Source organism: Altererythrobacter sp. MTPC7 (genome assembly GCF_042851395.1).
Taxonomy (GTDB): Bacteria; Pseudomonadota; Alphaproteobacteria; order Sphingomonadales; family Sphingomonadaceae; genus CAJXSN01.
The window spans coordinates 21,733-44,448 of record NZ_BTGS01000015.1; the positions used below are offsets into that span (position 1 = coordinate 21,733).

Genomic DNA, 22,716 nt, shown 5'->3' on the forward strand with positions numbered 1-22,716 from the left:
CGTTCGGTCTCGTTTCTCTTAGCGTCTGGTCGCCTTCGCGGCGATTATCATTAGTCCTGCCGCTCCCCGGTGTCACTACGGACAGGGGAACGTGCCCTGTCTTACTCGGTGTCGAGCGCGTCCGCGCCTTCGGGAGCGGTGTCGATCGTGGCCGGGGCGCCAGCACCCGGAGCGCCCGGGACGGAGCTTTCCGGATCCTGCAGCGGAGCGGCTTCCGGAGCGGTCTCTTCCTCTTCACCGAACGTACCGCCCTGTGCCGCGACCCACTGGCGATACCGCTCCATCGGGACAGCCTCGATAGCGATCGGCATGTAGCCGTGACGCGCGCCGCAAAGCTCGGAGCACTGGCCGTAATAGATGCCCGGCTCGTCGATCGTCAGCAGGCGCTCGTTCAGGCGGCCCGGTACGGCGTCGAGCTTGAACCACAGGCTCGGCACGGCGAATGAGTGAATGACGTCGGCGGCGGTGGTCTGGATACGAAGCGGCACACCGACCGGAACAACCATCCGGTTATCGACAGCCAGCTGGCCCGGCAGGCCCTTCGTCAGAGCTTCTTCCTCGGGCATCATGTTCGAAATGATCTCGAAGCCGCCCTGGTCGGGATAGGTGTAGCCCCAGTACCACTGGTAACCGGTCGCCTTGATCGTAATGGCATCGGCCGGCGGCGTTTCGTACTGGCGCGCCAGCAGCGTGATGGACGGAACGGCAATCACGACGAGGATGATGACGGGAACGATTGTCCACACCACCTCGACCAGCGTATTGTGCGTCGTCTTCGAAGGCTCGCGACCTTCGCGGCGACGATATTTCGCGACCACCCACAGCAGCAGGCCGAGGACGAACAGGCTGATAACCGTGATGATCGGCATCAGGATGATGTCATGCATCCACTGCGCATATTCGCCGTTTTCGGTGTACTGGTCCTGGAAGGTCATGCTGGCCAGCGCATCGTCTTCGAAGGCGGTCGGCTGACCCTTGATCATTTCTGGGCCGTAATATTCGTAGCCGGCCGCATCCGCACCGGGGGCCACTTCGTCACTGTCGGCAACTTCTGCCGAAGCGGCAGGATCGATTTCACCGACCCTGCCGGCCTCCGGGACAAGCGATACGTCCTGCGCGAAAGCGGCCTGTGCGCCGAATGCCAGAAGAACGGCGGCAAACAGCATCGCCAAGGCGCGGAGGGTGGCAGTAGGCCGGGCGGTAGTCATCATTGCGAACAAGCTTCCCAATTTCCGGCCATTGCTGGCCATCTGGCATCTGTAGTTTGCCCCGCACAGGGGGGCTTCGCCTGCCATATAGGGCAGCCGGACTGCGCGGCCTATACGGACGCTTGCCCACTGTCTCAAGCGCTTCTACGGACATTTTTCCGCAAGCCCCGTGGTGTCGCTTGCAATTGCCAGCCCAGATCGGCGCCCCATAATGGCCTTGCAACAGTATCGAGGACCCGATGACGGACGAAGACGTACTTGCCGAATTCCGTAGCTGCGACGCCCTGCTCGAAGGGCATTTCCTCCTGTCGTCGGGACGCCACAGCGCGTTCTATCTGCAATGTGCGCGCGTCCTCATGAACGCGGAACGCGCGGCCCGCCTGGCGGCTGCGATGGCGCGAAATATCCCCCGCGAACTGCGTCAGCAGATCGATTGCGTGGTGTCCCCGGCCATGGGCGGCCTGATTATCGGCCACGAAATGGGCCGCGCGCTGGACAAGGACGCAATGTTCCTCGAGCGCCCGGACGGAGTCTTTCACCTGCGGCGCGGATTCGCTCTGCAACCCGGCGCGAAGGTGCTGATGGTGGAGGACGTGGTCACCACCGGTCTTTCCAGCCGCGAGGCGATAAAGGCGGTCGGCAATGAAGGCGGCGAGGTGATCGCCGAAGTGTCGCTCGTCGACAGGTCGGGCGGTTCGGTCGACCTCGGGGTACCATTCTATCCGCTCGTCGCCTTGAACTTCCCGACCTATGCCGATGAAGACGTCCCCGAAGAGCTGGCAGCCGTGCCCGTGACCAAGCCAGGGAGCCGCGCATCTTGAACGCTGCCGCGAAACTGCGCCTCGGCGTGAATATCGACCATGTGGCGACCATCCGGAACGCCCGGGGCGGCGACCATCCCGATCCGGTGCGCGCCGCGCAGATCGTTGCGGCAGTCGGCGGCGACGGGATCACGGCCCATCTGCGCGAAGACCGGCGTCACATCCGCGATGGCGACCTGAAACGGATCCAGGAGGCGACCGGCCTGCCGCTTAATCTCGAAATGGCGGCGACCGACGAAATGCTGGCCATCGCCCTCGCCCATAAGCCGCATGCCGCCTGTATTGTGCCGGAAAAGCGGGAAGAGCGGACGACGGAGGGCGGGCTGGATGCGGCCGGCCTGCACAACCAGCTGGCGCCCATCGTCACAAACCTGGTCGATGCCGGCATCCGCGTGTCCCTGTTCATCGAGGCAGAGGAGCGGCAACTGGATGCTGCCATTCGCCTGGGCGCGGACATCGTGGAATTTCATACCGGAGAATATGCCCACGCCTGCCTCGACGATGACCGCGAGAAAGTCTCGAGCGAGGTAAAGCGGATTGCCGACATGGCGGCGCTGGCGACGAAGAACGCGATCGAGCCCCATGCGGGCCACGGCCTCACCTACGAGAACGTGCAGCCGATTGCCGCCATTCCCCAGCTCGCGGAATTGAATATCGGTCATTACCTCATTGGCGAGGCGGTGTTCGTCGGCCTGGAAAACGCCGTCCGGCGGATGCGCGACCTGATGGACGAAGTGCGATGATCATCGGGCTGGGATCGGACCTTTGCAATATCGAGCGCATCCAGAACTCGCTCGACCGGTTCGGGGAAAGGTTCGAAAACCGCGTCTTCACCGAAACGGAGCGCGCCAAGGCGCGGCGCCGCCCCTTCACCATCGCTGGCACCTATGCCAAGCGTTTCGCCGCCAAGGAGGCGTTCTCCAAGGCGGTTGGAACCGGTTTTCGCCGCGGGGTCTTCATGAAGGACATCGGCGTCGTGAACGCAAAATCCGGTGCGCCGACCCTGGCGCTGGAAGGCGGCGCGGCCAAGCGGCTTGCGGAACTGACGCCCGATGGCCATGAGGCGGTCATTCACCTCACCCTCACCGACGATCACCCATGGGCACAAGCCTTCGTGATCATCGAGGCCCACCCGATCTGATCCAGACCCACCTACGGATACCGACAATCCCGTGACCGACAAGACCAAGAAAAAAGACGACGAGAAAGTGAACTGGTTCGCAGAGATACGCGGGCTGGCACTGATGCTTCTCGCCGTCGTGGCGTTTCACAGCTTCATCGCGAAACCGTTCTACATCCCTTCCCAATCCATGATGCCGAACCTGCTGGTCGGTGACCGGCTGGTGGTGAGCAAATACCCGTATGGCTATAGCTGGGCCTCGATCAGTTTCCACATGGCCCCGCGCGGTGACTGGCGCGTCTTCGGCAGCGTCCCGGAATATGGCGATATCGTCATCCCGGTTCATCCCGAACGGGACGAAGACTATATCAAGCGCGTCGTCGCCCTGCCGGGGGACCGGATCGCAGTGACGAACGGCCAGCTCGTGCTGAACGGGGAACCCGTGCCGCAGGAAGTCGTGCCGGCCATCGAAGTCCCGGTCGATCCCAATTCGCCCTGCACCACCTTCGATTATCCGGGGCTCCAGGCCCGCACGGAAAACGGCGAGGAGGTCTGCCGCATCCCGACATACCAGGAAACGCTGCCCAACGGCGCGACCTACCGGATATTCGATCACCAGCCCGATTACCCGCTCGACAACATGGACGAAATCCTGATTCCCGAAGGTCACGTCTTCGTAATGGGCGACAACCGCGACCATTCGGCAGACAGCCGCGCCAGCATCATGGAACAGGGACTTGGTGGCCCCATCCCGTTCGAGAATATCGGCGGCCGGGCCGAGTTCATTACCTTCTCGCTCGACGGTACGGCGTCATGGAACCCGATCAGCTGGTTTGCCGCGATGCGTAGCGGGCGGGCCTGGACCAGCCTGCGGCCGGAGATGAGCACGCCGCCGGCCGATGCGGAAACCGATCCCGTCGCATGAGCGAAGCAGGGCCCGATACCGACGACAAGGGGCCTGAAACGCACGGCTCCAGCCCGGCATTCATCCTCGATCCGCGGCTGCGGCAAGAGGCAAACCGCGCCTTCGTCTGGGTCTCGGTCATCGGGCTGGTCGCACTCGCCGTCTATATCTCGCAAAGCCTGCTGGTGATTTTCGGTGCGCTCGTCTTCGCATCGATGATCGATGGCGGCTCGCGCCTTCTGGGCCGGGTACTGCCGATCGGTCGGCGCTGGCGCGTTTCGCTGGTCCTGATCGGCGTCGTCGCGTTCTTTTACTGGCTGGTTACATTCGCCGGCGCGCAGATCGCGCAGCAGGCCGCCGAACTGCCATCCATCGTGGAGCGGCAGGCGACACTGATCGAGCAATGGGCCGAGGCGAACGGCATTGCCGTTTCCCTGTCGCAACTCCAGTCCATGAGCAGCCAGGTCCTGAGCGGCGTCGGTACGGTCACTAAGGCGCTCACGGGCCTTGCAGGCGGGGTGGCAACGGCAATCCTTATCGTCATCATCGGGATCTACGTCGCTTTCGAGCCTAGGCTTTACGAACGCGGTGTCGAATGGTTTGCCCCGCGCAGCAGCCGCCAATCCTTCAGCGTCACACTGGACCGGATGGCCCATACCTTGCGGCGCCTGATGGCCGGACGTCTTCTCGGCATGGTGTTCGAAGGGTTCGTGACTTTCCTGGCCCTGACCATGTTCGATGTGCCAATGGCGGCCCTGCTCGGCATCCTGACAGGCCTGCTGGCGTTCATTCCCAATATCGGCGCGCCGATTTCCGGGCTGCTGATGGCCATGGTCGGTTTCAGCGTGGACGTGGAAACCGGCCTCTACACCATCGGCATCTATTTCTTCGTCCAGACCTTCGACGGTTATGTCGTCATTCCGATGATCGCCAAGAAGACCGTCGACCTTGCACCGGCGCTGGTACTGGCCGCCCAGCTGATCCTCGGCATTCTGTTCGGTATACTGGGCCTGCTGCTGGCCGATCCGCTGATGGCCATGCTGAAGGTAGCGCTGGAACGCCGAGCGGAGCAGAACGACGAGGCGATACAGTCGCAGGCAGACAGCGACGGTGTTGCAACAATGCAAACGGGAACCTGAATTGGCGCGCAAATTCCTCTACTTCATCGTCTTCCTGGTCGTTCTGGTGGTCGTTGCGGGCTTCGCGCTCAGCATCTGGTCGAGAGAAGCGACCGAGATCGCTCTCGTCCCGCGCGGCGAATTCGTGGAGCAGGATGCCCTCGCCCGGAATGCCTACGAGGATCCGGACATGTGGTATTCGCGGCCCGGCATCGGCACGGATGATCCCTCGCGTTATCAGCCTGCGATTGCCGAAGATGAGGAAGCGGACGACGCGTCCCCCGCCCCGTCGCCCGAAAACCCGGCGACGGAGGCCAGCCTTCCAGAGGGTAGCGCAGACCTGACGCCGCAAACGACGCGCCGGGCAGAAATCGTGCCCGCCGAGGATATCCCCGATTTCGCAGTCTTCTTCGTCCATCCCACCAGTTACATCCCGGTCAATTTCCGGGACGAGGTGAACTGGAACGCTGCGCTGGGCGACGAACAGGCGGAATTGCGGGCGCGGCTGTTCCTGCGCGGGCTCGCCAGCGCGTTCAACCGTGCGGACGAGATTTGGGCCCCGAAATACAGGCAGGCATCGGTCGGCGCGTTCCTGACCGACAGGGACGACGCGCAAAAGGCAATCGATGCCGCTTATCGCGATGTCGAGCAGGCCTTCGCCTATTTCATCGAAAGCGTCGACGACGAGCGTCCAATCGTGCTGGCCGGCCACAGCCAGGGTTCGCTGCATATCCTGCGCCTGTTGCAGGACCGCGTGGCGGGAACGCCGCTGGAGGACAGGATCGCCGCCGTCTATCCGATAGGCTGGCCGATTTCCGTCGAGCATGACCTCCCGGCCCTGCCCTTCCCCGTCTGCGGCAGCGTCGACCAGTCGGCCTGCATCTCGACCTGGTCGAGCTTCGCAGACGACAACGATCCCTCTTTCGTCATGGAGCGCTACAGCATGACGCCGGGGTTCGACGAGCAGCCGCGGGGCGACGGTCCGATCGTGTGCGTCAATCCCATCACAGGTAGCGCTAATGGCAGCGCGCCTGCTTCCGCCAATCTGGGTACGCTCATACCGGAAGAGGATTTCTCCTCCGCTTCGCTTGTTCCCGGCGGCGTTCCGGCGCGATGCGATGAAAGCGGGCTGCTGCTGATCGGCGACCCGCCGGAAATCGGCAGCGCGGTGCTGCCGGGGAACAATTATCACGTCTACGACATCCCGCTGTTCTGGCGGAACCTCCAGCAAAACGTTGTGAGCAGGGTCCGGGCATGGGAAGCAGCGCGCTGATTACCGAGAACGCTGCGGAATTCGGCGATGCGCTGCCTGATGGCGGTGTGTTGATGGCGCTCGACCTCGGCACCAAGACCATTGGGATTGCGACCTGCGATGCCGGATGGCGTTTCGCCACGGCGGGCAAGACCCTGCCGCGTGGCAAGTTCGGCCGCGACCGCGAGGCGATGCGCACCATCATGGCTCCGCGAGAGGTCGCAGGCATTGTCATCGGCCTGCCCCGCAACATGGACGGGAGCGAGGGGCCGCGGGCGCAGGCCAGCCGCGCTTATGCCCGAAACATGGTGGAGGCGTTCGACCTGCCCATCCTGCTGTGGGATGAGCGCTGGTCGACCCAGAGTGCCGATAGCGCCATGATCGACCAGGGTACCAGCCGTGCCCGCCGGGCGGAAAGGATCGACAGCCACGCGGCGGCCATCATCCTGCAAGCCGCGATCGACAGGCTTGCCGGCGGGGCGATTTTCTAGCGCTCCAGCTGTTGCCGCCTCAGCCGGGCCTCCCCTGCGACGAGGCGGCTGCCCGACAACTCCGCTTCGCGCCACACCGCGTCGGCATCGACTTCCATACGGCTGCGAGCGTCGAAAACGGCCAGCCTCAGACGCTCGCACGGATGATGACGTGCGAACCGGCCTGCCATATCCAGCGTCTCGCCGTGACCCATGGCGATGCCGCATCGCAGCAGCGCTTCGCTCGCTCCGGAATTGACGATTGCGGCGACGCGGTTTTCCCTGACGTCGAAGCGGTACTGGTCGCACCAGCTGCGCGCCGGGTCCGCTGCAACGATGTTCAGCGAAACGGACAGGCTGGTAGGCGGCAATTGCGCATGCACGTCCCGGTGCGCCCTGTAATGCAGCATTCGGCCCGGCGACAGGATGGACCGTTCTGCGAACCGCAGGCCTGCATGCTCGCCCGAAATGCCCGCGACCGTATCGTAATCGTACTCGTAATAGTCGCTGCCATAACCCGGCCCGAAGTGACCGACGGTCAGAAAATCGAAATTGTGGTCGTGCGGCAGTCCGTAGACGAAGCTTTCCGGCCCGCTCGATCGGAAAGCGCTTTCGCCCGGCGATGGCCAGATATTCGCGCGCAGGAAATAGCCGGGCCGGGCCCCGGACAGCATGATAGCCTGAGGCCCGTAACCGTTTTCGCCCGGCACCTCCTTGTGGCCTGTCTTCAGCTCACGAGCGATCAGATCGCCGAGGAAAGCGCGATTCGCGTCGAGTGCGAACAGGCATCGGGCCGCTTCGGAAATATCCCCGTCGTCCCGGAAGTCCGGGTCGAGTGCGTCTAGCCTCGCGATGGCCTCTGCCAGGGAGATTGGCGCACATTTCGCGGGCTCGATAACAGCTGGCATGGTCAGCCCTCCACCAAATTCGCAAGGACCGGATGGGATTCCAGAAGACGACCGCGCAGCCTGTATGCGTCTGCAGCTAATGGGTCGTCCGGATCGTCGGCGATGCGCGTCAGCAGCCGGAAACCGGTCTCCGTGTCGAGCGCAAGCGTCCGGCGCAGCGCTTCCCACCGGGCGCCGGAAAAGCCGGGACGGGATGCAAAGGCCGCAAGTGCCGGCGTCGCCTCTTCATGCTGCATCTCGCCCAAGAGGGCCGCCATCAATTCGTGACGCGTATCCACCGGATCGCCCGCTGCCTCGTGCAGCACCGCTCCATCGGAGAGCCGCACCTGCTTCGTGACGGGCATCGGCTGGGGTCGGTGCGACAGGCGGAGGCTGACGAGCGGAGCCGAAACCCGCTGGAACACCCGCACTGTCCATGCAGGCAAATGCAGGACCTGTCCCTTTTCAAAGACTTTTCGGCCGTTGTTGCGGCGAAGGTTCGACCGGTTTTCGAGACTGTATATTTTCCCTTCGGCCTTTCCGGTGAGGATGATCTCGTGCCGCTCGGTCGCGGTGAAGCTGGCGGAAACCACGGGTGTTGTCCGCGAACCCGGGTCCGCTTCGACGACCACCAGGGAAAGTGTCGCCTGTCCCGAATGCAGCAAGTGGACAGCGGTGAAATCGCCTTCGATGCTGTGCCAGAAACATGGATGGCCCAGCGGCTGTTCGGCCATGGCCGCTGCCATGGCCGTCAGGAACCCACTTGCGAACGCTTCGGCCTTTGCGGGATCAGACATCAGATCGAACAGCGCAGCGCACCCATCCGGCGGAAAACCTTCGCCATAATCTCGCAGGGCCTTCGCCACGGGCGCCACGTCTTCGCACTCCCGCCATGCAGTGGCTGCACGCGTCATCAGGCGCTGGGCAGAAACCTGTGCCGAACGGTTGGCGATGAAGGCCGAAAGTTCGGCACAGGGAACCATGTCCGCCTCCCCTAGAGGCCGAGGGACATATGGTCGTAGAGATAGACCATGATGATCACGACGCGGTCGTCCACCGTGGCGCTGGCGCCGTCGGTCAGGCTGCCGAAAACGCCGGTCACCCGTTCGAGATCGGGCAGGCTGTCGTTACTGATTTCAGGTAGTTTCAAGGTTTGCGACCCTCCTGTTGCGGCGGCCCGGAATGGGCAACGCGGATCGCGAAACTGGCGCGCCCCGGTCCACCGGGACAATTAAAACATTGTCATCGCGGCGGACCTCTATCACTGGGTTGAAGCGATGACTGACGAGCAAGCCAAATTCGATCCCGAAACCTTCGCGCCGTTCATGTTCGGGGGCAGCCATAATGGCTGGCTGGGCATGCGCTATGCGGACCACGGGGGCGACTGGGTGGAAATAGAGCTCCCCTGGCGCGAGGACCTGATCGGGGAGGAGGACCGCGCGGTACTCGCCTCCGGCCCCATCATCAGCCTGATGGACATGGCGAGCGGGATGGCAATCTGGACGCGGATGGGGGAATTCCGGCCAATTGCGACGCTGGACCTGCGGGTGGATTACCTGCGTCCGGCAAAGGTTCGCAAAGCCGTTTTCGGCCGTTCGCAGTGCTACCGCCTCACGCGCTCTGCAGCCTTCGTGAAAGGCATCGCGCATGACGGCGATCCGGACGATCCCGTCGCGAACATGGCCGGGGTGTTCATGGCCATCGGTGGAGGAACGAGAAATGTCCGTTGATACGTTTGCGAACGACCCTGCCGACATGGACGCGCTGCTCACCCCATACGCCCGGTCGATGGGCATAACCGTCCATGACCTGCAGGACGAACCCATCCTGAGCGTGCCGTTTTCCAATACGGTGCAGGGCCGGCCGTCCCACTATCATGGCGGCGCGATCAGTGGTCTGCTCGAAACAGCAGGCTACGGCGCAATCCGGATGCGTTTGAAGAAGGACGGGCGGACGCAGGTTCAGCTCAAGCCGATCAACATCACCATGCAGTTCCTCGCCGGCGCGAAGTCGGAGACATTGTACGCGCAGGCGCGGATCACCAAGCTGGGCCGCAGGAATGCCAATGTGGAGGTCGAATGCTGGCAGGACGACAGGTCAAGGCCGCGTGCGACCGCTGTGATGAATGTCCTGATGGGCGAAATCGAGGATGAGGCTCCCGAGGCGTCCGATACATCCGGGACCTAGCGCTCGCCTGCAGTCTCGCGCGCTCTTTCGGTCGCTTCGGCGATTTCTTCGCGAACCCTTTCCTCCGCTTCGCGCCGAGCCTCCTCTATCGCCTCGTCGTCCATCCGCATGCCGCCTTCGCCAAGGCGCACATCGATCGGAATGCCCTCGACCCGGGTCCGCAGGATGACCTCGCCGTCTTCCATTCTGAGGCTGACATCACCCGGCCCGCCCGGAAGGTCGCCGGGTAGGTCGGACGGAATGTCGGACGGTTCGGGCACGTCGAGAGGTTCCACCGGACCTGACGGATCGGCTCTGGGCGCGCTGCCGCCATTGGTCGCCCGGTCCTGCGCGCCAAGGGCATGGCGCATGAAGTCCTTCCAAATCCGAGCAGGGGCACCGCCGCCGGAGATGTCCCCAAGCGACGAATTGTCGTCGTTCCCGATCCAGACGCCGACCACGAGGTCCCCTGCATAACCGACGAACAGCGCGTCGCGGTTGTCCTGCGTGGTCCCGGTCTTCCCGTAATTGGGTCCGGCGAGCATCGCCGCGCGTCCCGTTCCCGAGTTGATGGCACTACGCAGCATCGTCTCGATGGCCTCGTGATCGGCGGAACCCAGACTTTCCGGCCCGTTCCAGAACCAGTCCCACCAGCCCTGTTCCGGCTTGGGGAACGCCGTCGGCTCAACCGGGAAGGCATTGCTGGCAACGCCCGCATAAGCCGCGGTGAGATCGATCAGGGGAATACTGGCCGTGCCCAGTGCAAGGCTGGGATCGCCCTGGTCCATCGAGGCCTCGATCCCGAAGGCGCGGGCCATTTCGATGACATTCTCGCTCCCCACCTGTTCGAACAGGCGAACGGTGGCGACATTGCTGGACGCGGCAAAGGCCTGTTCCAGTGTCAGGCTCTCGCTGTACTTCCCACCGGAATTCTTCGGCCGATAGGAACCGGTTTCGATCGGCAGGTTGCTGACGACGTCGTCCGGCTGCGCCCCGGCCTCCAGCGCCGCTAGATAGACGAACAGCTTGAAGGTCGATCCGGCCTGCCGCCTTGCCTGCGTGGCGCGGTTGAAGGGCGAGCTGGCATAATCCCTGCCCCCCACCATGGCGACGACTTCGCCATTGCGGCGCATCGCGACGAGCGCGGCCTGCGCGCCGCCCAGCGGAGCGCGGGCAACCGCGTCACGCGCAATTGTCTGCAACCGGGCATCCAGCGTGGTGGTCAGGGTCTGCCGGGCATAACCGCTTTCCACGCGATCCCGGGCCTGCGGCAGTGCCCAGTCCGCGAAATAGGTCCCAGTCGGCATCACGTCGCCACGGCGGATATCGAGCGCAGGGGCCTTCACCGCGTCCGCTTCCGCCTGCGTCAGGTGCCCCGCCGCCACCATGGTACCCAGCACGACGCGCATGCGCTCTTCGGCGCGCTGGTAATGCTTACTCGGCGCGAGGTAGGACGGCGCCTGCACAAGGCCCGCAAGCATGGCGGCCTGCGCCACAGTCAGGTTTTGCGGCCGGCGATGGAAATAGTGCAGGCTGGCGGCGTGCAATCCGTACGTATTGTCCCCGAAATACGCATTGGCGAGATAGCGCGTCAGGATCTCGTCCTTGGTCAGCCAGCTCTCCAGCCAGAAGGCGATGAGCATCTCTCGCGCCTTTCGGGTCAGGCTGCGTTCCGGCGTCAGGAAGGTGAACTTCGCCAATTGCTGGGTGATGGTGCTGCCGCCCTGGACGGTTCCGCCCGTGGCATTGGACCAGGCGGCTCGCGCCAGACCGCGCGGATCAACTCCCCAATGCGAATAGAACCGCCGGTCCTCGACGCTCAGGAACGCATCGACCACGTGGGGCGGAAGCTCCGATACAGGCACTGGAGGCTCCGTAACCGCGCCACTGCGCGCGATCGGGGTGCCGTCGGATGCAAGCAGCGTGACCTGCGGCGGGACAACCGGCTGAAGCGACTTCGAGAGCGGAGCGGTTATCGCCAGGTAGCCGATCAGCAATATGACGACGGCGGCAAACAGCAGGAGGCCGCGCCTGAACCATTTCCACGTCAGCAGACGACGCCAGCCGGTTCGTCCTTGTCCGCGGGATTCCCGATCCACCTCGTTTTCGAAGGGGTCCCGGTCTACGCCTCCCGGCCGGTCGTCCCAGTCGGCCTCTGCATCCCAGTCGTCTTCCTCGCTCCAGCCCGCTGCCGGACTGTCCGCGATGGCGTAATACCCCTCGTGACGGGACGGTTCGCCCTCTGTCTGGCGGGATCGACGGAAAAAGCGACGCATCAGACTGTATTAGACCATTAACACGGTAAAGACGAGAGCTTCGTTTGCGGGCTATTCAGCGGCAACATCATCTTAACCACCCGGACCTAAACGGCTCTCACCACAAAATTTTCGGCGAGGGTTAAGGGGTCGATGCTGAATAGCTGGTTGCAAAAACAGTCCGTCAGGGAGTTTCTGCTCCTCAATCTCATCAATCACCGCGTTGCCGACAGGGACGTGGAATGGTGGGCGCGTTGCAAGCTCAATCATACGGCGGCCTTCCCCTACCTCGGATGGGATGCTGCCCGCCTTGCAGCCGGTCTGATTATCTATGCGACCTTCGCGAATGCCATATTGCTGGGGATCTTCGCAGCTGGCGGCTTTGCCATTATCGTCCGCCAGATCCAGATCGAGAAACGGATCGCGTCGCGCACGCAGTCGCACAGGCAGAACTATGCCTCTTACCGCGATCTCGTCATCGTTCGGGCGCTCTTCTGGGGCGGCGTGACGGCGGTCGGTCTTTCCATCGCTCCTCCCGCATATGCGCCGATCATCGCGATGAGCGCTTTGTTCATCATGTTCGTCGATGCCCTGTGCATGGTGGCGATGCCTCGCCGCGCAATCCTGGCGACGGCCATCTATGCAGCGGCAACCACCGTTCCGCTGGTCGCCTTCCATTCGGGCCCTGTCCTGATGGCGGCGATCCTGGCCTGTTCCGGGTTCCTCTTCCTGCATTGGGCGGTCTTCAACCTTCACTTCCTGTTCGCGACGCGCCGCCTGCGTACGCGCCGCCTGAGGGAAGCGAGCGAGACCATCCAGCTCCTGCTGAACCAGTATGACGAAGACGGCAGCGACTGGCTGTTCGAATGCGACGAGGATGGCCGCATCCTTCGTCCCAATGCCCGTTTCTGCAAGGCCGCTGCCCGGTCGGCGGAAGAGCTCGACGGAATGCGGCTTTCCCTCCTGTTCGACGACTGTCCGGAACGCGACGAATTGCGTGTCCTCGGCGAGAAGGAAGACAATTTTCGTGGCCTGGTCATCCCGCTCACCATCGAAGGCGAAAGCTGCTGGTGGTCGATCAGCGCGCGCCCGATCTACGACGGCGAGGGCAATCTCGATTGCTGGCGAGGGTTCATGGCCGATATCTCCCGCTCGCGCCGGGCAGAGGCCAAGGTCACCTACATGGCGCATTACGACGTGCTGACCAACCTGCCCAATCGCAGCCTGTTCAACACCACACTGCGCCGCGCCTTCGACCGGCAGGACCACGACCAGATATTGGGTATCCTTTACGTCGACCTGGATCACTTCAAGGCGATCAACGATACGCACGGCCATGCCATCGGCGATACGGTCCTGGCCGAGGCCGGACGCCGGATCGAACAGGCCGTCGGCAATTCCAACATGGTGGCACGGCTTGGCGGCGACGAGTTTGCCGTTCTCCTGGACAGGCTCGCCGACCGCCAGGAAGCGCTCGGCATCGCGCAGGCGATCGTGTCAGCGATGGACGATCCGATCGAGATCGACGGTCAGGTCCAGCCCCTTCCCATCGGGGCCAGCGTGGGCGTCGCTTTTGCGCCCGACAACGGCATCACCGGCGAGGACGTCCTGAAGGCCGCCGACCTTGCGCTCTACGATGCCAAGTCGCGCGGTCGCAGCGGGGCGAGCGTGTTCGACCCCGGCATGCAGAAGGAAGTGCAGGACCGCCGCGCGCTCGAGCTCGACCTCAGGGCTGCGCTGTCGCGCGGGGAACTGGAAGTGCAGTACCAGCCGCTGAAAGACGCTGCGACAACCGAAACCGTCGGTTACGAAGCGCTGCTCCGCTGGCATCATCCCGAGCGCGGCGATGTCAGCCCCGCCGTCTTCATCCCCATTGCGGAGGAGACGGGGCAGATCATGGCGATCGGTTCCTGGGTCCTGCGCGAAGCGCTGAACGAGGCGGCCAACTGGCCCGAGCATCTGACCGTGTCCGTGAACCTGTCTCCTGCGCAGATGCGCGACGAGGGGCTTCTCAACACGATTGTCGGCGCGCTTGCCGCCAGCGGGGTCGCGCCGCAGCGGCTGGAGCTGGAAATCACCGAATCGCTGCTGATGCAGGACAATGACGAGAATATCGAACTGCTGCACCGCATCCGCGATATCGGCGTGCAGATTGCGCTCGACGATTTCGGGACCGGATATTCCTCCCTCAACTACCTGCGCAGTTTCCCGTTCGATCGCATCAAGATCGATCGCTGCTTCGTGCGCGACATCGCCAACAAGGAAGACAGCGACGCCATCGTCAACGCGGTCGTCGGCCTGGCAGGCAAGCTCAAGATGCGGACCACGGCCGAGGGCGTGGAGCATTCCGAGCAGCTCGAACGCATTCGCGCAACGGGCTGCACGTCCGTCCAGGGGTTCCTGTTCGACCACGCCCGGCCGGCTGCAGAGCTGGAACACGGTGCCGAGCTTCGCGCTGCCCGCGCGAAGCCGGCGAAGGTATCACAACTGAAGGCGGCGGCCACCGATACGGAGAAACAGCCCGGCGTGGGCCGCAAGTCCGCCTGACGGTCAGTTCGCGCTGGAAACCACGCTCTCGGGCAATTCCTCGCCGAACACGCGCTGGTAGTATTCCGCCACCAGCATCCGTTCCGCCTCGTCGCACTTGTTGAGGAAGCTCAAGCGGAAGGCGAAGCCCGTATCCTTGAAGATGGCGGCATTCTGCGCCCAGGTGATGACCGTACGCGGGCTCATCACGGTGGAGATGTCGCCGTTCATGAACCCCTGCCGCGACAGGTCCGCGACCTTGATCATGTCGGCCAGCAGCTTGGGATCGGTATCGGGGTTCTTCGCGGCGACGATGTCCTGCTCCACCTCGGCAGGCAGGTAGTTCAGCCCGACCACGATGTTCCAGCGGTCCATCTGGCCCTGGTTGATCTGCTGCGTGCCGTGATACAGCCCGCTGGTATCGCCCAGGCCGACCGTGTTCGAGGTCGCGAACATACGGAAATTCGGATCGGGGCGGATCACGCGGTTCTGGTCGAGCAGCGTCAGCTTGCCCTGCTGTTCCAGCACGCGCTGGATCACGAACATCACGTCGGGTCGGCCCGCATCGTATTCGTCGAACACCAGAGCCACGGGATGCTGCAGGGCCCATGGCAGCAGGCCTTCGCGAAACTCCGTCACCTGCAAACCGTCGCGCAGCACGATGGCATCGCGCCCGATCAGGTCGATGCGGCTGATATGCGCGTCCAGGTTGATGCGAATGCAGGGCCAGTTGAGCCGCGCTGCAACCTGTTCGATATGCGTCGACTTGCCCGTGCCGTGATAGCCCTGGACCATCACGCGGCGGTCGTGGGCAAACCCGGCAAGGATGGCCAGCGTGGTATCCGGGTCGAACACGTAGCTTTCGTCGAGATCCGGCACGCGGTCGTCCGCTTTCGAGAAGGCGGGGACCTGCCAGTCGATATCCACCCCGAAGGTTTCGCGCACGTCGACGGTGGTGTCGGGCGCGGCCATCAGGGTCTTGTCGCGGGCTTCGAAGGTTTTTTCGGTCATGTCGTTCATTGCTGCCAGCGGTTAGCCGCGCGAACCCTCCCCTGCAAGCGGGACCAAGGGCGACATTTTGTTCCCTGCTGACAAGTCCCTATATTTACCGCGCAATGCCGCCATCGCCGCCCTCCCCGTCCGAATTCCTGCGACGCCAGCTGGTGGGCCGCGTTCGCGCGGTTTTCCACGAGCGGCCCGACCTGGTGCAGCCCGAACCGCCCAGCGACCATGCCCTGTTCGAGAAGGACAGCCCGATCCGCATGGTCCATGCCGATGTCGTGGGCATGATGGTCGGCGGCATTCGCGGCCTGTTCCTGCAGATGCTGCACCCCCATGCGCTGCAGGGCGTGCTTGACCATTCCAATTTCCGCACCGACATGCACGGACGGCTGCGGCGCACGGCGAGCTTCATTTCCACCACAACTTTCGGCCACCGCGACCGCGCGAAAGAGGCGATCGAGCGGGTCAACCGCATCCACCGCCACGTTAACGGCACCCTGCCCGGCGGCACCCCCTATTCCGCGACCGACCCGCGCACGCTGGCCTGGGTCCACGTGGCGGAGGCGACCAGCTTCCTTGCCGCCTATGTCCGCCATGTCCGGCCCGACATGCCGCATGGCGAGCGGGACGAATATTACCGCCAGTTCGCCATCATCGCCCGCGCGCTGGGTGCCGATCCGGTCCCGCTGGACCAGCGCGAGGCCGAGGCCATCTTCCGCGAGCTGCGAGCGGACCTGACCACCTCGCCCGAGGCTCGCGAGGTTGCCCGCTTCGTGAGCGAGATCAAGCCCGAGGGCGCGCCAGCCGCCTTGCAGAAAGCGCTTGTGTCGGAAGCGACCGCCACCCTGCCCGCCTTCGCCCGGTCGATGCTCGGGCTGGAGCGTCCCGGCATCGGCGGCATCCCCGCCCGTGCGGCGACATGGGGCGTGGGAAGGACGCTGCGCTGGGCCTTCCGCCAATAGCCCTGCCCGAAAGCTGCGAAGTTGACGAAGGCGACAGTGCAAATCTCTCCCTCTTCGCAGGTTTGTCAGACAAGTCCCTGAAACGAAGCGATAGTCCTTGAAAACACGAAGTTGACACTTCGCGCGGGGAGCGAGGGAAAATCGCGCTGGCCCCGTCAGCAAACAGGTAAACCGACGCGAATCGTGATAGCTTTCCATCGACCGGACGTGCTGGCACAAAAGGCGCGTGTAGGAAAACGATGGAGGACCATGGCATGCCGTATATCGAAGGATTTCTCGCCCCCGTTCCGGCCGACAGGAAAGAGGACTATCTCGAATTCACCCGCAAGTCCGCACCGCTGTTCAAGGATATCGGCGTGACGCGCATGGTCGAATGCTGGGGCGACGACCTGATGCGCGGCAAGCAGACCGATTTCTACCGCGCCGTCGATGCGAAGGACGGCGAGACGGTGGTGTTTTCTTGGATGGAATATCCCGACAAGGCCGCCCGCGACGCGGCCTATGCAAAGATGGAAAGCGACGAGCGGTTCGAAGCGCTGGGCGAGATGCCGATGGACGGCAAGCGCATGATCTTCTCCGGCTTCCAGCCGATCTTCGACACGGACGGCAAGCTGGCATGACGGCCCCGCCCGCCTGAAACCCTGCAAGGATGCACGGGCACTGAGGCAGCAGCGTGCAGGACCGATGTCTGCCAACTCCGACTTAACAAGGGTTAGGCAGACAGGGCGGAACGATCTACCGACCTAAGGCTAGGTCAGGCGATGCTGCAATTTATCAAATGCCACGCCTGGCCCATCGCGACCTTCTTCATTATCGCCGCTGCCGGTTACTTCGCACGGAGCGCCATCGGCACGGTCTATTCCGCGGCGGAGGCGATCGTGCTGCTGGATGCCCTGTCGCGTGCGGGACTGTATCTAGCCTCGGCCATTGCCGGCGGCTCCACCACGATCCTTGCGTTGATGCTGACGCTGATCGGCATGATCCGGCGGATGGACCACGACTTCAGCGACCAGGCCTATCGCGACGTCGACCTGATCGCCCGTCTCGCGACCGCCAGCCTGCTCGGTAGCCTGTTCCTGCTGCTGGCGTTCGTCTTTCCGGTCGGCGAGTTCGAGGACCTGCCCCGCCAATGGTTCGAGACTCTTTACGAAGCGCTGTTCATCGGGACCGTGACCGTCATCGGACTGGCCGGGGCCACGGTCGTGCTGATGTACATAACTTTGCGCCGGGTCATCGCCCATATCACGCCGGGCGATGCCGTCTGACGGTCAGCCGATAGCGCGTGATTTTCGCAGCAACTGGTAGGCATCGACTACGCGGTTGAGGCGTTTCTCGAACTTCCGGTCGCCGCCATTGCGGTCTGGATGATACCGGCGGACCAGTTCGGAATAGCGGCGACGAAGGCGGCGGCGATCGGTTTCGAGGCCCAGCCCCATGACCTCCAGCGCCTTGGCCTCGTCCGGGCTGAACCGCCCGTCCATGGCCATTTCCGCCTCGCGCCGGGCACGGCTCTTGATCCCGGCGGCACGCGCGCCGATGGCATCCAGCGGATCGTCGTAATCGGACCAGCGCGGCATTCCGTCGACCCCGGCACCAAGGCTGCCCGGCCCTCCGCGAAAGGCGCGGCTTTCCGTGCGCCAGCCGGATGCGGGCGACTGCGCGGCCAGGATTTCGTCCGCGCTCATCCCTTCGAACCAGTCATAACCTGCATTGAATTCGCGCACGTGATCGAGACAGAACCAGCGCCACTGGCCGGGTCCGTCGAAGCTGTTGCCGCTGGCCCCGGGCGCGCGGAACTCGCCTGCTTCCTGGCAGGTCGGGTGCTCGCACGTGTGGCCAGTATCCTCGTATCGTCCATGGAACCTTGCACTGCGCATCGCCATTAGGATGGGGTATGCAAGGCCGGGTGAAAACCCCCCGGACCGCAAAACGCGAAAGGATCGTCATGGCAGGCCAGGTGCAACAGGAAATGGAAAAGCTGCTGATGGAAGCGTTCTCGCCCACGCGGCTGGAAGTCATCAACGACAGTGCCAGCCACGCCGGCCATTCGGGCGATGACGGCAGCGGGGAATCGCATTTCACCGTGGTGATAGAGGCCCCCGCCTTTGCCGACATGAACCGCGTGGAGCGCCAGCGCGCCGTGAACAAGGCGCTAGGGGACATCCCCGGCGAACGGGTCCACGCTCTCGCCATCCAGGCCAGCGCGCCCACGCCATGAGCCGGCTGGAGGAAGCGGTCGAACAGGTCATCACGCCGACGACCCACGATCTGGGCGCGTTCGAGGTGCGGCGCGCGCTGCCGTCGAAGGCGCGCAGCATGGTCGGGCCCTTCATCTTCGTCGACCAGTTCGGGCCCGGATCGCTCGCCATCGGGGACGGGATGGACGTGCGCCCGCACCCGCATATCAACCTGGCGACCGTCACATGGCTGTTCCAGGGCGCGATCGACCACCGCGATTCGCTGGGCACGTTCAGCACCATTCGCCCGGGGCAGGTGAACCTGATGACGGCAGGCCGGGGAATCGTGCATTCGGAACGCAGCCCGCAGGAAGAACGCGAGGCAGGACCGCAACTTTACGGGATGCAGACCTGGCTTGCCCTGCCCGACGGGCGCGAGGAAATCGATCCAGCGTTCGAGGCGGTGAAGGACCTGCCGGTGGTCGATGACGGCTCTGCCCGCGCGACCGTCGTGATGGGCAGCCTGTGGGGCGAACGCGCTGCCACGACGACTTATGCCGATACGATCTATGCCGAAATCGTGCTGGGCCCCGGTGGCCGTATCCCGGTCGAAGCCGAGGCGGACGAGCGCGCGGTCATGGTCGTGGGCGGCGATGCGAAAATCGACGGGATTGCGCTGGAGCCCTACCAGCTGACCGTGCTGAAACCCGGCATGGCGATGACCCTGTCCTCTGCCGAGGGTGCACGGGTCGTACTGCTGGGCGGCGAGGCTTTTGCAACCAGGCGCACCGCGTGGTGGAACTTCGTATCGTCGAGCAAGGAGCGGATCGAGCAGGCGAAGGACGACTGGCGAAACGGCCGCTTTCCCGAGGTGCCGGGCGACCGGGAAGAACGCATCCCCTTGCCCGACGTGCCGAAGACGGTCACCTATCCCTGACATCACGATCAGGGAGAGACCATGGCTTACGAAAACGAATGCTGGTGGATTACCGGCGCATCCAGCGGCATCGGCGCCGCGCTGGCCCGCGAACTGGGCGCACGCGGTGCGCGGGTCATCCTGTCGGGCCGCGACGAGGACCGGCTGGCCGGCGTGGCGAGCGAAATCGCTACCCAGACGCTCACCCTCCCCTTCGACGTGCGCGACCACGACGCGATGCTGCAGGCGACCGGCAAGGCCACGGATTGGGCCGGAGAATCGGCGGCGGACAGCTCGGGCGGGATCGACGGTTTCGTCGCCAATGCGGGCGTGTCGCAGCGCAGCCGCGCGGCGAAGACGGATATGCAGGTCTACCGCGACATCATCGATATCGACCTGACGTCCCAGATCGCCGCGACGCAGGCGCTGTTGCCGCACATGACGCAGCGCAAATCGGGCCGCCTGCTGTTCATTTCCAGCATTGCAGGCAAGGTCGGCGTGCCGATGCGCACGGCCTATTGCGCGGCGAAGTTCGGTCTTGCCGGCTATGCCGATGCCCTGCGTGCAGAGCTGTCGCAGGACGGCATCGGTGTCCATGTCATCTACCCCGGCTCGGTCGCCACCGATGTCAGCCGCAACGCGCTGAAGGGCGACGGGGCGAAGCGCGATAAGAGCGACAAGGTAATCGACAACGGCATCCCCGCGGACGAGGCGGCCGCGACCATGCTCGACGCCGTCGCCCTCAACCAGCGCGAAATCATCGTGGCGCGCGGCATGGAAGAAGCGATGGGCGAGCTTCGGCGCACGCCCGACCAGCTGTTCGACCAGGTCGCAGGCATGGTCGCCGACGGCTACATGGAGAAGATGGAGGCCAGCGAGTGATGGAGCAGGTTCGCGTCCGGCTGGCGAACGGGATCGAACTGGACGTCGTCGATACCGGCCCTCCGCCGGGGCAGGACGACGCCGACACGCTGATCTTCCTCCACGGCTTTCCCGAAAGCCACCGGACCTGGCGCCACCAGATCGCGCACTTCCGCGACCGCTATCGCTGCATTGCGCCCGACCAGCGCGGGTATCGCGGGTCGTCGAAACCGCAGGACGCGGCGTCCTATACGCCCGACAAGCTGATCGGCGACATCTTCCAGCTGGCCGATGCGCTGGGCGTGGAGACCTTCACCATCGTCGGCCACGACTGGGGCGGTGCGATTGCGTGGGGCGTGGCGCTGGGCGGACAGGGGTCGCGCGTGACGCGGGCCATCATCGCCAACGCGCCGCATCCGCTGGTCTTCCAGAGGCTGCTGTACACCCATCCCGGCCAGCGCGAGGCCAGCCAGTATATCCGCGGCTTCCGCGATCCCGCGAACGACGCCCTGATCCGCGAGAAGGGCATTCCCGGCATTCTGGAACAGGAAGTGACCTGGGGCCGGTCCGACGCGATGGAGCAGGCAGAACACGACGCGTTGATGCGCGATTACGAGGATCGCGACGCCGCCGTCGGCATGATCAATTACTACCGCGCCAGCCCGATCGTCGTGCCGCCGATGGACGCGCCGTTCGAAATCCCGGCGGACTGGACGCCGCCCGCCCTGCCGGACCTTTCCATCCCCACCCTCGTCATCTGGGCGCTGGACGATGGGGCGCTACCGCCGGAGAACCTTCAGGGGCTGGACGAGGTCATCGACGACCTGACCGTGGTGGAGGTGCCAGGCTGCGGGCACTTCATCCCGTGGGAGGCGCCGCAAGCGGTCAACGAAGCGATGGAGGACTTCCTCTCGCGCTAGGCCAGCCACTCCACCCACGCACCATGCGGGTGGGCGCTGGCGAGCAAATGCGGCTCGCCCTTTGCGGCTCCGTCCCAGTACCGGGCGACCAGTTCGTGCGCGAAAGTTTTCCGGTTGGTCTCGAGCGAGAGCCACGCCAGCGGACGCCCGGGCGAGGCGGATGCGGCTGCCTCCTCCATCGCCTCGATCACGGCATCCTGCTGGAAATCGGGGACATATTGCCAGACGATTGAATGGAACAGCACCCGCGTGGTCCCCTCCGCCTGGTCGTGCCCGAGCGCCTGCGTCACGAACCCGGCAGCATCGAGCCGCGCAATATCGGGCGGGCTCTCCATCGCCAGTTCCCGCGCTGCATCGATCCGGTGCATCCGCTCCGACGCCTCGGGCCAGACATAGCTCTTCAGACGCAGGGCCGCCTCTTCGTCGGTCAGGTCGACGGGCGCGATGTCGCATCCCCTGATCGACACGATCTCGGGCGACGTCGCGGGCGGCGCCTCGCCTTTCCATTCGGGCCCTATCCGCATCGGACTGCCTGCCGGGCCGACCGTGCGGCCGCCCAGATCGAAGAAATAGCGGTCCATCATGGTGTTGATGCCTGCACTGGACCCGATTTCGAGCATCTCGAAGCGGGGGCACACAAGCTCCGCCAGCCATAGCAGGCCTGCCATCAGGCTGGCCGAGCGCCCGGCCTCGTTGGTCTGCGGCGGCCCGTCCAGCCACGGCAGCAGCCGCGTGTCGTAGGTTTCCACCAATTCGCGCACCAGCGCATCGGCATGGGCCTGATCGCGCACCTGTCCGCCATAGACCGCGGCCAGCCGCGTATCCTCGCCCGACAGGACAAGGTTGTGCAGGCCGCCATTGATCCGCAGCGGCAGCGCGTCCTTCAGCGTCAGGCCCTGCCAGCCGAAAATGCGCCGGGCGGTCGCTGCCTCGCTGTCTTCCAGCGCCAGCAGGGCACGGACCACCATGGCGGTGCCCGGCGCGCCAGCCTCCTCGCAGTGGCGCGACTGCCACTCGATCGCCAGCGGGATGGATGCGATTTCCATCACCGCCCCCGGATTGCCGGAGGCTGCTTTACCGCCGCCGCCCCTTTCGCCCGAATCCTGCCCATCTGCCATCATCGCGATTGCCCTTTCAGCCTCCGGTCCCTA

General features: G+C 64.3%; 25 protein-coding genes. 17 read left to right on the forward strand and 8 right to left on the reverse strand.

Annotated features, from left to right (window positions below; all coding sequences use genetic code 11):
* Positions 1 to 101: 101 nt before the first annotated feature.
* A complete protein-coding gene (coxB, locus tag ACGHJ7_RS12630) occupies positions 102 to 1,208 on the reverse strand; it encodes a cytochrome c oxidase subunit II (protein WP_390478332.1) in 1,107 nt (368 codons plus the stop codon).
* Between the two features lie 239 nt (positions 1,209 to 1,447).
* Between coxB and pyrE the strand changes: the two genes are divergently transcribed.
* From pyrE to ruvX, 7 genes are read left to right on the forward strand one after another with little or no spacing between them, the layout of a single operon-like run.
* On the forward strand, positions 1,448 to 2,029 hold the full coding sequence (pyrE, locus tag ACGHJ7_RS12635) for an orotate phosphoribosyltransferase (protein ID WP_390478247.1): 582 nt from the start codon (positions 1,448 to 1,450) through the stop codon (positions 2,027 to 2,029).
* Positions 2,026 to 2,772: a pyridoxine 5'-phosphate synthase gene (locus tag ACGHJ7_RS12640; protein WP_390478249.1), complete on the forward strand. Its 747-nt coding sequence runs from the start codon at positions 2,026 to 2,028 to the stop codon at positions 2,770 to 2,772. Before pyrE ends, ACGHJ7_RS12640 begins: the two co-directional genes overlap by 4 nt.
* Positions 2,769 to 3,170: a holo-ACP synthase gene (gene acpS, locus ACGHJ7_RS12645; RefSeq protein WP_390478252.1), complete on the forward strand. Its 402-nt coding sequence runs from the start codon at positions 2,769 to 2,771 to the stop codon at positions 3,168 to 3,170. The genes ACGHJ7_RS12640 and acpS overlap by 4 nt, the downstream gene beginning before the upstream one ends.
* 31 nt (positions 3,171 to 3,201) lie before the next feature.
* Positions 3,202 to 4,074: a signal peptidase I gene (gene lepB / locus ACGHJ7_RS12650; RefSeq protein WP_390478255.1), complete on the forward strand. Its 873-nt coding sequence runs from the start codon at positions 3,202 to 3,204 to the stop codon at positions 4,072 to 4,074.
* Positions 4,071 to 5,192: an AI-2E family transporter gene (locus ACGHJ7_RS12655; protein ID WP_390478258.1), complete on the forward strand. Its 1,122-nt coding sequence runs from the start codon at positions 4,071 to 4,073 to the stop codon at positions 5,190 to 5,192. Before lepB ends, ACGHJ7_RS12655 begins: the two co-directional genes overlap by 4 nt.
* A 1-nt stretch (position 5,193) precedes the next feature.
* A complete protein-coding gene (locus tag ACGHJ7_RS12660) occupies positions 5,194 to 6,444 on the forward strand; it encodes a DUF3089 domain-containing protein (protein ID WP_390478261.1) in 1,251 nt (416 codons plus the stop codon).
* Positions 6,426 to 6,914: a Holliday junction resolvase RuvX gene (gene ruvX / locus ACGHJ7_RS12665; protein ID WP_390478264.1), complete on the forward strand. Its 489-nt coding sequence runs from the start codon at positions 6,426 to 6,428 to the stop codon at positions 6,912 to 6,914. The genes ACGHJ7_RS12660 and ruvX overlap by 19 nt, the downstream gene beginning before the upstream one ends.
* Here the strand turns inward: ruvX and ACGHJ7_RS12670 are convergent.
* Genes ACGHJ7_RS12670 through ACGHJ7_RS12680 form a run of 3 tightly spaced genes read right to left on the reverse strand, consistent with a single transcriptional unit; the run spans position 6,911 to position 8,930 of the window.
* Positions 6,911 to 7,801, reverse strand: a complete 891-nt coding sequence (locus ACGHJ7_RS12670; protein WP_390478267.1) for a transposase — start codon at positions 7,799 to 7,801, stop codon at positions 6,911 to 6,913. The two genes, ruvX and ACGHJ7_RS12670, sit on opposite strands and share 4 nt — an antisense overlap.
* Before the next feature lie 2 nt (positions 7,802 to 7,803).
* Positions 7,804 to 8,763, reverse strand: a complete 960-nt coding sequence (locus ACGHJ7_RS12675) for a hypothetical protein (RefSeq protein WP_390478269.1) — start codon at positions 8,761 to 8,763, stop codon at positions 7,804 to 7,806.
* Between the two features lie 11 nt (positions 8,764 to 8,774).
* Entirely contained in the window at positions 8,775 to 8,930 is a 156-nt protein-coding gene (locus tag ACGHJ7_RS12680; RefSeq protein ID WP_390478272.1) for a hypothetical protein, read from the reverse strand.
* A gap of 127 nt (positions 8,931 to 9,057) precedes the next feature.
* On the opposite strand from ACGHJ7_RS12680, the gene ACGHJ7_RS12685 reads away from it, so the two are divergent.
* Positions 9,058 to 9,510 carry a PaaI family thioesterase gene (locus ACGHJ7_RS12685; protein WP_390478274.1) on the forward strand — a complete coding sequence of 151 codons (453 nt, stop codon included), beginning with the start codon at positions 9,058 to 9,060 and terminating at the stop codon, positions 9,508 to 9,510.
* Positions 9,500 to 9,967, forward strand: a complete 468-nt coding sequence (locus tag ACGHJ7_RS12690) for a PaaI family thioesterase (RefSeq protein WP_390478276.1) — start codon at positions 9,500 to 9,502, stop codon at positions 9,965 to 9,967. Before ACGHJ7_RS12685 ends, ACGHJ7_RS12690 begins: the two co-directional genes overlap by 11 nt.
* On the opposite strand, the gene ACGHJ7_RS12695 is transcribed toward ACGHJ7_RS12690, so the two are convergent.
* A complete protein-coding gene (locus tag ACGHJ7_RS12695) occupies positions 9,964 to 12,222 on the reverse strand; it encodes a transglycosylase domain-containing protein (protein ID WP_390478279.1) in 2,259 nt (752 codons plus the stop codon). The two genes, ACGHJ7_RS12690 and ACGHJ7_RS12695, sit on opposite strands and share 4 nt — an antisense overlap.
* 132 nt (positions 12,223 to 12,354) lie before the next feature.
* Between ACGHJ7_RS12695 and ACGHJ7_RS12700 the strand changes: the two genes are divergently transcribed.
* The gene (locus tag ACGHJ7_RS12700; protein ID WP_390478282.1) at positions 12,355 to 14,748 is read left to right on the forward strand and encodes a putative bifunctional diguanylate cyclase/phosphodiesterase; all 2,394 of its coding nucleotides are present in this window, start codon (positions 12,355 to 12,357) and stop codon (positions 14,746 to 14,748) included.
* A 3-nt stretch (positions 14,749 to 14,751) separates the two neighbouring features.
* On the opposite strand, the gene cobS is transcribed toward ACGHJ7_RS12700, so the two are convergent.
* On the reverse strand, positions 14,752 to 15,747 hold the full coding sequence (cobS, locus tag ACGHJ7_RS12705; protein ID WP_390478283.1) for a cobaltochelatase subunit CobS: 996 nt from the start codon (positions 15,745 to 15,747) through the stop codon (positions 14,752 to 14,754).
* A gap of 95 nt (positions 15,748 to 15,842) precedes the next feature.
* On the opposite strand from cobS, the gene ACGHJ7_RS12710 reads away from it, so the two are divergent.
* From ACGHJ7_RS12710 to ACGHJ7_RS12720, 3 genes are all read left to right on the forward strand, one after another.
* Complete coding sequence (locus ACGHJ7_RS12710) at positions 15,843 to 16,691, forward strand: oxygenase MpaB family protein (RefSeq protein WP_390478286.1); 849 nt, start codon at positions 15,843 to 15,845, stop codon at positions 16,689 to 16,691.
* 254 nt (positions 16,692 to 16,945) lie between these two features.
* Positions 16,946 to 17,311, forward strand: a complete 366-nt coding sequence (locus ACGHJ7_RS12715) for a DUF1428 domain-containing protein (protein ID WP_390478289.1) — start codon at positions 16,946 to 16,948, stop codon at positions 17,309 to 17,311.
* 141 nt (positions 17,312 to 17,452) lie between these two features.
* Positions 17,453 to 17,956, forward strand: a complete 504-nt coding sequence (locus tag ACGHJ7_RS12720; protein WP_390478291.1) for a hypothetical protein — start codon at positions 17,453 to 17,455, stop codon at positions 17,954 to 17,956.
* Between the two features lie 3 nt (positions 17,957 to 17,959).
* Here the strand turns inward: ACGHJ7_RS12720 and ACGHJ7_RS12725 are convergent, their stop codons facing one another.
* Entirely contained in the window at positions 17,960 to 18,568 is a 609-nt protein-coding gene (locus ACGHJ7_RS12725; protein WP_390478335.1) for a DnaJ domain-containing protein, read from the reverse strand.
* Between the two features lie 68 nt (positions 18,569 to 18,636).
* Here ACGHJ7_RS12725 and ACGHJ7_RS12730 point away from each other — a divergent pair, with 68 nt between their 5' ends.
* Genes ACGHJ7_RS12730 through ACGHJ7_RS12745 form a run of 4 tightly spaced genes read left to right on the forward strand, consistent with a single transcriptional unit; the run spans position 18,637 to position 21,565 of the window.
* Positions 18,637 to 18,909, forward strand: a complete 273-nt coding sequence (locus tag ACGHJ7_RS12730) for a BolA family protein (protein WP_390478338.1) — start codon at positions 18,637 to 18,639, stop codon at positions 18,907 to 18,909.
* Positions 18,906 to 19,805 carry a pirin family protein gene (locus tag ACGHJ7_RS12735; RefSeq protein ID WP_390478294.1) on the forward strand — a complete coding sequence of 300 codons (900 nt, stop codon included), beginning with the start codon at positions 18,906 to 18,908 and terminating at the stop codon, positions 19,803 to 19,805. Before ACGHJ7_RS12730 ends, ACGHJ7_RS12735 begins: the two co-directional genes overlap by 4 nt.
* A gap of 21 nt (positions 19,806 to 19,826) precedes the next feature.
* Positions 19,827 to 20,666, forward strand: a complete 840-nt coding sequence (locus ACGHJ7_RS12740; protein ID WP_390478296.1) for an SDR family NAD(P)-dependent oxidoreductase — start codon at positions 19,827 to 19,829, stop codon at positions 20,664 to 20,666.
* On the forward strand, positions 20,666 to 21,565 hold the full coding sequence (locus ACGHJ7_RS12745) for an alpha/beta fold hydrolase (RefSeq protein ID WP_390478299.1): 900 nt from the start codon (positions 20,666 to 20,668) through the stop codon (positions 21,563 to 21,565). The genes ACGHJ7_RS12740 and ACGHJ7_RS12745 overlap by 1 nt, the downstream gene beginning before the upstream one ends.
* Here ACGHJ7_RS12745 and ACGHJ7_RS12750 read toward each other — a convergent pair.
* Positions 21,562 to 22,686 carry a DUF2332 domain-containing protein gene (locus ACGHJ7_RS12750; RefSeq protein WP_390478302.1) on the reverse strand — a complete coding sequence of 375 codons (1,125 nt, stop codon included), beginning with the start codon at positions 22,684 to 22,686 and terminating at the stop codon, positions 21,562 to 21,564. The two genes, ACGHJ7_RS12745 and ACGHJ7_RS12750, sit on opposite strands and share 4 nt — an antisense overlap.
* Positions 22,687 to 22,716 lie beyond the last annotated feature (30 nt).

Excerpts from the sequence above, each read along its gene's own strand:
- pyrE (WP_390478247.1), top strand. The coding sequence starts at position 1,448 with ATGACGGACGAAGACGTACTTGCCGAATTCCGTAGCTGCGACGCCCTG.
- ACGHJ7_RS12695 (WP_390478279.1), bottom strand. The coding sequence starts at position 12,222 with ATGCGTCGCTTTTTCCGTCGATCCCGCCAGACAGAGGGCGAACCGTCC.
- ACGHJ7_RS12715 (WP_390478289.1), top strand. The coding sequence starts at position 16,946 with ATGCCGTATATCGAAGGATTTCTCGCCCCCGTTCCGGCCGACAGGAAA.
- acpS (WP_390478252.1), top strand. The coding sequence starts at position 2,769 with ATGATCATCGGGCTGGGATCGGACCTTTGCAATATCGAGCGCATCCAG.
- ACGHJ7_RS12735 (WP_390478294.1), top strand. The coding sequence starts at position 18,906 with ATGAGCCGGCTGGAGGAAGCGGTCGAACAGGTCATCACGCCGACGACC.
- cobS (WP_390478283.1), bottom strand. The coding sequence starts at position 15,747 with ATGAACGACATGACCGAAAAAACCTTCGAAGCCCGCGACAAGACCCTG.
- ACGHJ7_RS12750 (WP_390478302.1), bottom strand. The coding sequence starts at position 22,686 with ATGATGGCAGATGGGCAGGATTCGGGCGAAAGGGGCGGCGGCGGTAAA.
- ACGHJ7_RS12655 (WP_390478258.1), top strand. The coding sequence starts at position 4,071 with ATGAGCGAAGCAGGGCCCGATACCGACGACAAGGGGCCTGAAACGCAC.
- ACGHJ7_RS12675 (WP_390478269.1), bottom strand. The coding sequence starts at position 8,763 with ATGGTTCCCTGTGCCGAACTTTCGGCCTTCATCGCCAACCGTTCGGCA.
- ACGHJ7_RS12670 (WP_390478267.1), bottom strand. The coding sequence starts at position 7,801 with ATGCCAGCTGTTATCGAGCCCGCGAAATGTGCGCCAATCTCCCTGGCA.
- ACGHJ7_RS12685 (WP_390478274.1), top strand. The coding sequence starts at position 9,058 with ATGACTGACGAGCAAGCCAAATTCGATCCCGAAACCTTCGCGCCGTTC.
- ACGHJ7_RS12720 (WP_390478291.1), top strand. The coding sequence starts at position 17,453 with ATGCTGCAATTTATCAAATGCCACGCCTGGCCCATCGCGACCTTCTTC.
- ACGHJ7_RS12730 (WP_390478338.1), top strand. The coding sequence starts at position 18,637 with ATGGCAGGCCAGGTGCAACAGGAAATGGAAAAGCTGCTGATGGAAGCG.
- coxB (WP_390478332.1), bottom strand. The coding sequence starts at position 1,208 with ATGACTACCGCCCGGCCTACTGCCACCCTCCGCGCCTTGGCGATGCTG.
- ACGHJ7_RS12700 (WP_390478282.1), top strand. The coding sequence starts at position 12,355 with ATGCTGAATAGCTGGTTGCAAAAACAGTCCGTCAGGGAGTTTCTGCTC.
- ACGHJ7_RS12745 (WP_390478299.1), top strand. The coding sequence starts at position 20,666 with ATGGAGCAGGTTCGCGTCCGGCTGGCGAACGGGATCGAACTGGACGTC.
- ACGHJ7_RS12690 (WP_390478276.1), top strand. The coding sequence starts at position 9,500 with ATGTCCGTTGATACGTTTGCGAACGACCCTGCCGACATGGACGCGCTG.
- ACGHJ7_RS12710 (WP_390478286.1), top strand. The coding sequence starts at position 15,843 with ATGCCGCCATCGCCGCCCTCCCCGTCCGAATTCCTGCGACGCCAGCTG.
- ACGHJ7_RS12725 (WP_390478335.1), bottom strand. The coding sequence starts at position 18,568 with ATGCGCAGTGCAAGGTTCCATGGACGATACGAGGATACTGGCCACACG.
- ACGHJ7_RS12740 (WP_390478296.1), top strand. The coding sequence starts at position 19,827 with ATGGCTTACGAAAACGAATGCTGGTGGATTACCGGCGCATCCAGCGGC.
- ruvX (WP_390478264.1), top strand. The coding sequence starts at position 6,426 with ATGGGAAGCAGCGCGCTGATTACCGAGAACGCTGCGGAATTCGGCGAT.